Here is a 10593-nt window from a genome sequence, read left to right as displayed (position 1 = left end):
AGCTGCTCCCAGAGGCTATCGGTTAATGCTTGTCTGGCCATCTTTTTTATATGCCTCTTATTTTATAAAGTGTACGCCTTATTTTAGAAGATATATGCGTGCTTTCCAATTAGGGACACTCCCTAGTTTCTACAGATTTGACAGCAGGAGTCAAATAATTTTAATTTTTTTACAGCAGAGAAAAGCCACCTATACTATAAATACAGGTGGCTTTTTTATCTTTAAAGATTAAGGGTCTTTCGCGCGTCTACCATCTAGTATCAAGGCTTTTAATAAACTAATCGCCATCAATATAATAATAAATGAGAATGGTATGGCGGCGATAATCATAGCTGAAGTAATAGCGTCTAAGCCACCAGCGATCAGTAATGCGGCAATGACGGAAGCTAAGGCAATACCCCAAACGATGATATGTTTCTGACCATTTTCAACTTCGACTTCGCCCCCAGCATTAAGCATATTGACGACTAATAATGCAGAATCAGCAGAAGTGACAAGATAGGTTAATAGCAGTACCACAACCATTGCTGATAACATCTTGGCCATTAATGGATCTAGCATAAAGCCAATAATCTCAAAGAGCTGAGCGGTCAAGCCTGAGTCAAAAATCTTACCACCAGCAATACCACTTAACTCTAAATCAATACCAGTACCGCCAATAAAAGAGAACCAGACGAACAGTGTAAGGCTTGGCGCTATAATTCCAATTAATCCAAATTCACGAATGGTGCGATTTTTGGAGATACGTGCTAAGAACATACCCACAAATGGTGCAAAAGCAATCCACCACGCCCAGTAAAAAATAGACCAGCTGGTTTGCCAGCCACCTAACTCAGTATTAGGATCCCAGACGGTAAAGATCATCGCAGGCAGATGTACGACATAAGTAAAAATACCTTTACCTAGCATCTCTAGTGCAAACATAGTTGCTCCGAAAATTAGGAAAAAGGCTAACAGTAAGAATGACAATACCATATTGATATTACTCAACCATTTTACCCCGCGTCCAACCCCCGATAGCGCAGAGATCATCGATAGACACATAACCACGAACAACGATACTAACAAGGCACCTGTGGTCGGCTCAGGATTGATAGGGTTAGTTACTAACCATGCAATACCAGTAATGCTATATAAGCCTGAAGCAAAGGAGCTCAAGCCTATACCAATAGTTTGCGCTATGCCGAATATGGTGGCAATCACCGCAGAGATATCGATAATATTGCCTAATGGTCCCTCTAAATGCTTACCAAATAAAGGCGTTAATGCTGAACGCATGGTCAGTGGTAATCCACGAGAATAACTGAAAAAAGCCAAGCAGATACCGACTAGACAATAAGTTGCCCAAGCACTAATACCCCAATGTAAAAAGGAATAGCGAAAAGCACCGTCTAAAGCTGATTCAGTTTTGGGTATGGCAATACCGTCAATAGCAGTCAATGTACTAGCAGCAACTTGGTTTTGATAAAAAGCAAAGACATCAGCACCTTCAGGCAATGCGAGACCATTGGCATTTAATGCCGCTACTATCATCTCTTTTGACATAATAGTATCGGGATTATTTGCCAAATGCCAAATGGGCTCGGCAGCACTATAGGTTAGTACTCCGATACCAATACCAGCGCCAAAAATCATAGAAAACCATGAGAAATTAGAAAATTCAGGTTTTCCATTGGGATCAGAGCCAAGTTTAGTGCGTCCAAATGATGGCCATAGAATAGCGGTTAAACACACAAATATATAAAAGGCCACGGAGTAAGTGTAGTAGGTATTAAGATTAGCGTATGACCAATTTTTCATAGCATCTAGAATAGCACCAGAATTTTCAATATCGCTTAAAATCCAAATAACAACCAGTGTTACCAGAATTTTTGAAGTTATAGTGACAATACGATTAAAACCCTTATAAAAACCTTTGTCATGGGTTTTTATCTTTAACTCCTTTAAGGGGGGTCGAATAGGCATAGTTTTTTCCTTAAAACTTAATGCAGTGAATGACCTACAGTTATTGTTTACCTCATGACAAAAGGATTGGCCATCGGCTCGGTAGAGATATTAATCCATGTCGTTTTTGTGCGAGTATATTCCAGCACTGACTCACTACCCGCCTCGCGTCCATAGCCTGATTGATTGTAGCCACCAAAAGGTGCCATAGGCGATATCGCGCGATAAGTATTGACCCAGCAGATACCTGATTTTATTTGCTGTGACACCCGATGTGCACGTGCAAGATTTTGGGTGAAGACACCAGAGCCTAGACCGTAAACGCTGTCATTTGCCATAGCAATGGCTTCATCTTCAGTGTCAAATGCTACTAATGACATTACAGGCCCAAACATCTCAATAGTCTGAGTTTCGATATCGGTGTCAGGGCACTCTACTAAGGTTGGACAAAAGTAATTGCCAGCATTCAAAGCAGACTCTTCAGGAGGATGGCCGCCGAAACGAATGGTCGCGCCTTGCGCCACCGCTTTACTCAGCGTATCTTTAATACGCTCAACCTGAGCTTTAGTGCAAAGAGGACCGACGTGAGTCTCAGTGTTTAAAGGATTACCAATGACAATACCTTTGGCTTTTTCTTCAACATGTTTGATGATTTCAGGCAAGATAGAACGATGTACAAAACCACGTGATCCTGCAACGCAAGACTGACCGGATGCGCCAAAGTTACCAGCGATCAAACCATTAGCAGCACTTTCTAAATCAGCATCTTCAAAGACGATAATCGGTGATTTGCCGCCTAATTCTAAGCTAGTCACGGCAAAGCTATTAGCAGAATTTCTGACCACATGACGTGCCGCATCAGGTCCGCCAGTAAAGGCTATTTTATCCACATCAGGATGACTGGTTAACGGGATAGCACAGTTTTCAGCATCGCCCGTTATCACAGAGACAACTCCTTTAGGAAAGCCCGCTTCTTCAACTAATTTGGCAAAAGCAAACATCGGACAAGGCGCTATCTCTGAAGCTTTTAGAATAACCGTACAACCTGCTGCTAACGCTGGACCTAACTTAGTCGCGGTCAAGAACATCTGCGCATTCCATGGGACAACAGCAGCAACGACACCAATAGGCTCACGGCGAGTAAAGACGAACATATCAGGCTTATCTATCGGGAGCGTTGCCCCCTCAATCTTATCTGCAAGTCCTGCATAATAACGATAATAATCGCCGACATAACGAGTCTGGGCAACGGTTTCATGTGCCAGTTTTCCACTATCCGTCGTTTCTATTTTCCCTAATTGTTCAGCGTTTTGCTCCACTAGTTCAGCGAGTCGGTACAATAACTTACCGCGTCCTGACGCTGACATTTTTGCCCATTCAGGATTACGTAATGCTGCTTTGGCACCTTCCACAGCACGCTCAACATCTTCAGGACTAGCGCAAGCAAAAGTCGCCCACGCCTCCCCTGTTGCAGGGTTATAGCTATCTAAACATTGATTGCTACTGCCTTCGCACCATTCTCCATTGATATAGAGCTGATAATGAGGTTTCGACATGGGTGTTCTCCTAAAAATTTTATTCATACTTTATGGGTAGAGTAAGCGTAACGAATTTATGCAAATGCTGGCATGACTTCATCAATTAGGCGACGTAGTGAGTCACGCTTTTGCTCATAAGTCATACTAGAATCAATCCAAAAGGCAAATTCGTCATAACCCAAAGCTTCATATTTTTTAAGCTTTTCAATGACTTGCTTGGATGTCCCTATTGGCATGTTTTCTAGCATTTTCTCTGGCGCATACATCTCCATCTTTTCCATTTCTTCATCACTTAGCGGTTGAATGAGTCCCTGAGTTACGGGACGCTCATTCTTAAACCATGAGCCAAAATAGCAATAAAAACGGCTGATACATTTAGCAGCTTCAGCGACATCATCGGCATCACTACCGACATAAGCATGTTGCAGCAGCATAATTTTAGGGTCTTTACCTTGGCCATGTTCTGCTTTAGCATCCTTAAATCGCTGCATTAACGTTTCAATCTCTTCCATTCCCATCCATAGAGGTGTCACTTGCACGTTGCAATTATTTTCAACGGCAAAAGCATGGCTATGTGGATCACGAGCAGCAATCCACATAGGCACACCACCATCTTGTATAGGTTTTGGTGCTGAGGTTGTCGATGGAAATTGTGTATATTTGCCATCATGAGCATAATCGCCTTTCCATAATTGCTGCACTGCTGGCACCAACTCACGCATACGACCACCGGCTTCCATGGCGTCCATACCGGGCATCAAACGCTCATATTCAAAACTATAAGCGCCACGAGCAATACCTAGATCTAGTCTTCCTTTGGTTAGGATGTCGGTCATTGCCGCTTCCCCTGCCAGCTTGATCGGATGCCAAAATGGCGCAATGATAGTACCCGTACCCAGACGTACATTTTTGGTATGGTGGGCCAAATCTACAATGTTTAAAAATGGATTAGGAGCAATAGTAAAGTCCATACCATGATGCTCACCCGTCCAAATGGCATGCATGCCGCCGTCATCTGCCATCTTAGCTAGCTTAATAAATCCATCGTATAACTGCTGATAAGTTTGTGATTCATCAAGCCGTTCCATGTGTAAAAATAATGAGAATTTCATAGTGCCATTCCTTAGCTATTTGTTTGATCTGATTGTAAAATAAATATTGTTAGGTTTAATTTTTAACTTAATGGACCTTACCGCTATCTTCTTTGCCGACATAAACCCCATAAAAGCCATTTTTACTTTCAATGGCATAGCGGTTCATCATGCTATCTATAGCTAATGTCACAAAACTTTGTTGTTTGATATCATCGATAGCGACAAACTCACCCAATCCTTGTGCATCTGCTGATTCTGTAGTTGCTCGGTAGAAAATATAATTGATGTTGTTTTTACTATCTTCAAATACTGAGAAAGCTGCGCCTAGCTGAGCATTCAATTGTTTTTCAGTCATAAACTGCATAATGGTACTGACCGCGTTGGTATTATCAGCAGCAGTCGTCATTGGCAAGGTCGCTTTGCCCTCGTTTTGACTAAGTAGTACTTTGCCCTGATGTTCAATGATAACGCCAACTCTGACATGTTTCTCTTGAGTGCTGACTTCAGCCGCCTCGCGCTCTAATCCTAAGCTAAAGTAACCGCCAGAGGCATATCCTAAACCGCGCCCTTCATTGGCTTTGAAATCGAGAACCTCACCGACTAACAGATGATGATCACCCGCTTCTAGATTACGATCCGTTTTGCAAGAAAAGTGCGTTAACGCGCCTTCGATGACTGGACTGCCTTGTTCGTCTGCGTGCCACTTGATTTGATTAAATCGATCTTCTTTTGAGCCTGCAAATATATTAGAGATATCTTGTTGATCTTCACTTAATATATTGACAGTGAAGTGCTTGCAGTTGGCAAATACCTCAAAACTAGATAGTGTTTTAGCAGGACAGACTAACAATAAAGGCGGATCAAGCGATACTGAGGTAAACGAGTTCGCAGTGAAACCTACAGGTTCACCATCATCAGTTATGGCGGTTATCACGGTAACGCCAGTCATATAACTGCCGAATGCATTACGCAAGGCTTTGCGATCGATGTTGTTGTTCATAGGAACCTCTCTTTATTAAATGTATTCGTTAATTTAGGCATCAATATTGCCGTGCGTCGTGCATTGCTCAAAAAATAATTTTAATGCTGAATTAACTTCACTCGCATGGGTCATTTGGGTCATATGTCGAGCTTTAGGTACAATAACAGCACGCGCATCAGGCACTATATTTGCCATAGCCAATGACATCTCAGGGCTAGAGTTAGCATCCAGCTCCCCTGTTAATAGCAACGTAGGAGCTATGATAGTCTGTAATTGTGCTGCCGAAATCCCACTTAAATAAGCAAACATTCTATAAGCGCGCGCATATCCTAAGCGGTTACCATTATCTAACCAGTCTCGGCACATTTGGGCCTGCACTTGATACTTTGAATCCTTATCAAACCATCTTGCAATAGGCTGGTCGCTAACGTTTTGTTCAAGATTATCCAGTAACGACTCAGCACGACTTTGCACCTTTTGCGCCGCACTATCAGCGCGATCAAAAATAGCATTGAGTGCGGCGACGCCTCGAATTACCTCTGGATAAGTTACTGCCGTTTGTAATGCCGTCATTGCTCCTAGAGAATGGCCAACGACAATAGCAGGCTCACCAATCACGTTATTGATAAAGTTTTTTAGAGCTTCGGCAAAATCATCTAGTGTCAAAGTGGGTTTATCCAACAGCTCACTGTCTCCATGCCCAGGCATATCGATTGCAAAGCAGCGATATTGGTCACCAAAAACCGCTAGCTGTTGCTCCCAACTTTCTGCCCGTAGACCTACGCCATGTATAAAGACAATAGGAATAGCTTTTTCATCAACGCTATTACTAGCGTTGTAGTGATAAGCGATGCCATCAGAGGTTTTACGCGACCACTTCATCAACGAGTACTCCTTAAACGGCTGCCGGGTTGTCTAAATCACGACCGAGATCTTTTAGATCTTGATAGCGATCACCAATACGATGATGCGGACGACCCCCTGTAGAACCACCTAGCACAATCACGACTTCATCGTCACGAGGTGCATCAGGTATGGCAAACTGAATCGTCAAATAATGTGAGCGGCGACCCACATCGTCTTTATCCATAAGCGGTATCATGATTGGCGTGTTGGCGGTACCACGTATATTAGTAAAGGATAAGTAGCTGCTAGCAGACAAAGCTTCACGGTAAAAATTACCAAAACGTAAGGTATGAATTAAACCTGAAGCATGTTCAATCTCACCATTTAATCCAACGACAGCAGCTTTACCATAAGCCTGTATCTTGTCAGCTCCGCCCGCCAGCGCGATGATCCTATCGGTCAATAGCTTTCCTAAAACAGGGCCAAACGCTTGGATTTCAGGTTTTAAGTCCTCTACATAACGACCAGCCCAAGGGTTAGTTATCACTGCAGCTACCGCGAATAGGCGTAGCGGCGTATCAACAGCTTTATAGCCTTCAATAAGAGTTTCTTCCTCAAAAGTGACTATTTTTCTGATTTCTGGTTTTAGCATTATAAATTCCTATTATAAAGTTAATGATTAATACCGTAATATGGTATACCATAATACTATTGGTCAAAGATTACTATCTTTATTTTTGATATTCCCTATAATCTCTGTAACTTAATAGGAATAGAAAACTATGTTAAAGAGAGTTGAGAAACCTAAAACATTGAAAGAGACAGCATTAGAACAATTGCGTATGGCTATCGTTATAGGACAGCTGGCACCAGGCGAGAGATTAGTAGAGCGTAAGATTGGAGAACAATTAGGAGTGAGTCGCACGGTCGTACGTGAATGTATTAGGCATCTAGAAAGTGAGCATTTAGTAACTATCTCTTCCTCTGGGCCTTTAGTAACGGTATTAGAAAGTGACGAGATTCGTCAAATATACGAGTTGCGCTCAATGCTAGAGTGTGAAGCGGTTCGCCATTGTGCTAAGCAAGCAACAACCGAAATCATAGAAACCTTGCAAGGTTATCTAAATCAAATTAAAACCAAGCTGAATGAAGGGGATGTTGCCAAAGCTTTGTCACATACGCGTCTGTTTTATGAATGCATTTTTGTGACCGCTGGCATGACAGTAGCATGGGAGCTAGTCGATAGATTAAACGGGCGTATCGGTCGCCTGCGTTTTAAAACATTATCAACTAAAGGACGAGTCGTTAAGGGGCCTAATAATTTACAAGAAATCATCGATAATATTGCTAAAGGCAATGGCGAAGCGGCGGTTAAAGCCTGTCAAAAACATATAGATGAAGCCTATGAAGTTGGCATACATCTTCACTAACCATATTTTAATTAATAATATTTTCATTCATCAAGATAAGGAATAATTATGGATAAGCAACGATTTGAATTGGGTTTAAGCCAGCGTAAAGCGACGTTAGGCGATGAGTATGTTGAAAATAACTTAAAAGCAGCAGACGATTTCAACCGCCCTTTTCAAGAAGCCATGACCGAGTGGTGCTGGGGATTTGGTTGGGGTGACGCGGCTATTGACGTTAAGACTCGCTCATTAATGAACCTAACCATGATCGCCGCTCTAGGCAAAATGCATGAATGGGAATTGCATTTAAATGGGGCTATCACCAATGGCTGTTCTTTAGAGGAAATTCGCGCGGCTATTCATGCCATTGCTATTTATTGCGGTGTCCCCCAAGGCGTCGAATGTTTTCGTATTGCCCGCAAGGTATTAACCGAACGCGGATTACTATAGATTTAAATTGCTATAAATTTAATTAGAACCAGTTGGAGAAGATCGTGAAATTAAGCAATGAGAAGTTATTTAAGCAACAGGCTTTTATCAACGGTGTATGGTGTGATGCAGATAATAAAAAAACGCATGAGGTTTTTAATCCTGCAACGGGAGAGCTTATTGGTACCGTACCTATGATGGGAAGCGATGAAACTCGTCGCGCCATTGAGGCTGCAGATAGCGCTCAATCCAATTGGTCAGCCAAAACAGGTAAAGAGCGTAGCGTGATCTTACGCCGCTGGCATGCGCTGATTGGCGATAATATTGAAGACTTAGCCATCTTAATGACTTCTGAGCAGGGCAAACCACTTGCGGAAGCTAAAGGCGAAATCCAAAGCGGCTTAGATTATTTGGAATGGTTTGCTGAGGAGGCAAAGCGTATTTATGGTGATTTTATTCCTGGGCATATGCCAGATAAGCGTCTCATCGTTATCAAACAACCCGTTGGCGTTACCGCAGCTATTACCCCATGGAATTTTCCTCATTCAATGATAAGTCGCAAAGCGGGTCCTGCCCTAGCCGCTGGTTGTCCAATGATCGTCAAGCCTGCAATGGAAACGCCTTATTCTGCATTAGCGATGGCTTACTTAGCTCAAGAAGCAGGCATTCCTGACGGAATTTATAGTGTTATCACAGGTGACCCTATTGCTATCGGTGAGGAGATGACGACTAATCCTAAAGTAAAAAAGATCAGTTTCACGGGTTCTACTCGTGTAGGCAAAATACTGATGAAACAGTGTGCTGACACTGTTAAAAAAATGTCGATGGAGTTAGGTGGTAATGCGCCCTTTATCGTATTTGATGATGCAGATATAGATGCCGCTGTTGAAGGCGCGATGATGAGCAAATACCGAAATAGCGGTCAGACTTGTGTCTGTGCTAACCGTTTCTTTGTGCAAGCAGGCGTTTATGAGGAGTTCTCACAGAAACTTGCTGCACAAGTTAAGGCTATAAAAATCGGTAATGGTCTAGACTCAAAAGTGACGCAAGGACCTTTAATTACTAAAGCTGCTGCTGATAATGCTGAATCATTCGTGACTGATGCTCAAGACAAAGGTGCCACTATACTCTGCGGTGGCAAGAGAATTGATCAAGGTGAGAATTTCTTTGAACCGACTATTTTAACAAATGTTGATAATAGTATGCGCGTTGCCAATGAAGAAATATTTGGTCCAATAGCGCCATTGTTCAAATTTGATACTGATGAACAAGCTATTGCATTAGCCAATCGTACTGAATATGGTTTAGCAGGTTATTTCTATAGCCGAGATATTGGACGAGTATGGCGCATTGCTGAAGCGCTAGAGGTCGGCATGGTTGGTGTCAATACCGGTATGCTAACGACGGAATTAGCACCATTTGGCGGAGTCAAACAGTCAGGCTTAGGTCGTGAAGGCTCAAAGTATGGTATTGAAGAATATGTTGAAACCAAATATATCTGCTTAGATATCAATTAATCGTATACCAAAAAATAATCAGCAATTAATATTGATAGGCTCATTACAGACTGAATGTTGCATGGATGAGCTATCATCACCGTTATTGATTAGAGCTGGTAGGAAAGCTATTGGAGCTATAGTTGATTACTTTAAGTCCTGTTAAGCGTCGACTTGTCTACGTGACTATTTTTGAAATACTAGCAATTTCACTCTCTACCTTGCTTTTAATGTTAGTAAGTAATGGTGATGCAGCGCAGTCATTACCTGTGGCGATTATAGTATCTGTCACTGCCGTTATATGGAACTTTATTTATAACACCTTTTTTGAAAAAGTTGAGAGACGCTGGCAAGTCAAAGTACGGACTCTAAAGGTTCGTAGTATTCATGCCATGGGCTTCGAAGGCGGTCTTCTACTAATTTGTCTACCACTTTATATGATTTGGTATGATGTAGGATTATGGCAAGCGTTTCTTATGGAATTTGTTTTGCTATTGTTTTTTTTAGTTTATACATTCACTTTCACACTTATTTTTGACAAGATATTTATGCTAAATCATCAAATCATAATAGCTCTTAAATAATTCTAGCTTAGGCATTTACGTTGATAACTTTGCGAACGTGTTTGAACCACTTTTACCACTCAGTCAGTCTTTTAGAGGAGTAAATAGCAAAGATATCGGCTACACCATTAACACTATTATCTTTAGATTTCTATTAGTACTTATACTGAGCTATGCTGAAGAAACCGTACAAGTAAACTTGGTAAACTAAGCATATTCCTAGGAGTTTACCATGATCAAGAAAATCAGAAGCTACAGTGCAGAATTCAAAGCCGCAGCCGTCAAGAAGATA

The 10593-nt window shown here is 41.9% G+C and carries 11 protein-coding genes; 5 read left to right on the top strand and 6 right to left on the bottom strand.

The annotated features are described in order from the left end of the window. Positions 1-232: hypothetical protein (locus tag WAZ74_RS02940; RefSeq protein ID WP_422305629.1), on the top strand; the 232-nt coding region annotated here is incomplete at its 5' end. On the opposite strand, the gene WAZ74_RS02935 is transcribed toward WAZ74_RS02940, so the two are convergent. The 6 genes from WAZ74_RS02935 to WAZ74_RS02910 form a co-directional block, all read right to left on the bottom strand. After that, positions 229-1965 carry a BCCT family transporter gene (locus WAZ74_RS02935; RefSeq protein ID WP_422305627.1) on the bottom strand — a complete coding sequence of 579 codons (1737 nt, stop codon included), beginning with the start codon at positions 1963-1965 and terminating at the stop codon, positions 229-231. The two genes, WAZ74_RS02940 and WAZ74_RS02935, sit on opposite strands and share 4 nt — an antisense overlap. 47 nt (positions 1966-2012) lie before the next feature. Next, entirely contained in the window at positions 2013-3500 is a 1488-nt protein-coding gene (locus WAZ74_RS02930; RefSeq protein WP_422305625.1) for an aldehyde dehydrogenase, read from the bottom strand. A 56-nt stretch (positions 3501-3556) separates the two neighbouring features. Then, positions 3557-4594, bottom strand: coding sequence for an LLM class flavin-dependent oxidoreductase (locus WAZ74_RS02925; RefSeq protein ID WP_422305623.1), 1038 nt, complete (start codon positions 4592-4594; stop codon positions 3557-3559). Positions 4595-4661: 67 nt separating this feature from the next. Then, the gene (locus WAZ74_RS02920; protein WP_422305621.1) at positions 4662-5576 is read right to left on the bottom strand and encodes a flavin reductase family protein; all 915 of its coding nucleotides are present in this window, start codon (positions 5574-5576) and stop codon (positions 4662-4664) included. A gap of 33 nt (positions 5577-5609) precedes the next feature. Continuing rightward, positions 5610-6440 (bottom strand): alpha/beta fold hydrolase, encoded by an 831-nt coding sequence (locus WAZ74_RS02915; RefSeq protein ID WP_422305619.1) that lies wholly within the window; start codon positions 6438-6440, stop codon positions 5610-5612. Positions 6441-6453: 13 nt separating this feature from the next. Continuing rightward, positions 6454-7056 carry an amino acid synthesis family protein gene (locus WAZ74_RS02910; protein ID WP_422305617.1) on the bottom strand — a complete coding sequence of 201 codons (603 nt, stop codon included), beginning with the start codon at positions 7054-7056 and terminating at the stop codon, positions 6454-6456. Between the two features lie 130 nt (positions 7057-7186). On the opposite strand from WAZ74_RS02910, the gene WAZ74_RS02905 reads away from it, so the two are divergent. From WAZ74_RS02905 to WAZ74_RS02890, 4 genes are all read left to right on the top strand, one after another. After that, entirely contained in the window at positions 7187-7834 is a 648-nt protein-coding gene (locus tag WAZ74_RS02905; RefSeq protein WP_422305615.1) for a GntR family transcriptional regulator, read from the top strand. A 48-nt stretch (positions 7835-7882) separates the two neighbouring features. Continuing rightward, the gene (locus tag WAZ74_RS02900) at positions 7883-8263 is read left to right on the top strand and encodes a carboxymuconolactone decarboxylase family protein (protein ID WP_422305612.1); all 381 of its coding nucleotides are present in this window, start codon (positions 7883-7885) and stop codon (positions 8261-8263) included. A 44-nt stretch (positions 8264-8307) separates the two neighbouring features. Further along, positions 8308-9759, top strand: coding sequence for an NAD-dependent succinate-semialdehyde dehydrogenase (locus tag WAZ74_RS02895; RefSeq protein ID WP_422305610.1), 1452 nt, complete (start codon positions 8308-8310; stop codon positions 9757-9759). A gap of 122 nt (positions 9760-9881) precedes the next feature. Continuing rightward, entirely contained in the window at positions 9882-10322 is a 441-nt protein-coding gene (locus tag WAZ74_RS02890) for a PACE efflux transporter (RefSeq protein ID WP_422305608.1), read from the top strand. Positions 10323-10593: the final 271 nt, after the last annotated feature.

Source organism: Psychrobacter sp., assembly GCF_049295055.1.
Taxonomy (GTDB): domain Bacteria; phylum Pseudomonadota; class Gammaproteobacteria; order Pseudomonadales; family Moraxellaceae; genus Psychrobacter.
The sequence above is the reverse complement of the archived record's forward strand: the minus strand, read 5'-3'. Positions and strand labels throughout refer to the sequence as shown.

Excerpts from the sequence above, each read along its gene's own strand:
- WAZ74_RS02915 (WP_422305619.1), bottom strand. The coding sequence starts at position 6,440 with ATGAAGTGGTCGCGTAAAACCTCTGATGGCATCGCTTATCACTACAAC.
- WAZ74_RS02900 (WP_422305612.1), top strand. The coding sequence starts at position 7,883 with ATGGATAAGCAACGATTTGAATTGGGTTTAAGCCAGCGTAAAGCGACG.
- WAZ74_RS02905 (WP_422305615.1), top strand. The coding sequence starts at position 7,187 with ATGTTAAAGAGAGTTGAGAAACCTAAAACATTGAAAGAGACAGCATTA.
- WAZ74_RS02920 (WP_422305621.1), bottom strand. The coding sequence starts at position 5,576 with ATGAACAACAACATCGATCGCAAAGCCTTGCGTAATGCATTCGGCAGT.
- WAZ74_RS02925 (WP_422305623.1), bottom strand. The coding sequence starts at position 4,594 with ATGAAATTCTCATTATTTTTACACATGGAACGGCTTGATGAATCACAA.
- WAZ74_RS02935 (WP_422305627.1), bottom strand. The coding sequence starts at position 1,965 with ATGCCTATTCGACCCCCCTTAAAGGAGTTAAAGATAAAAACCCATGAC.
- WAZ74_RS02930 (WP_422305625.1), bottom strand. The coding sequence starts at position 3,500 with ATGTCGAAACCTCATTATCAGCTCTATATCAATGGAGAATGGTGCGAA.
- WAZ74_RS02910 (WP_422305617.1), bottom strand. The coding sequence starts at position 7,056 with ATGCTAAAACCAGAAATCAGAAAAATAGTCACTTTTGAGGAAGAAACT.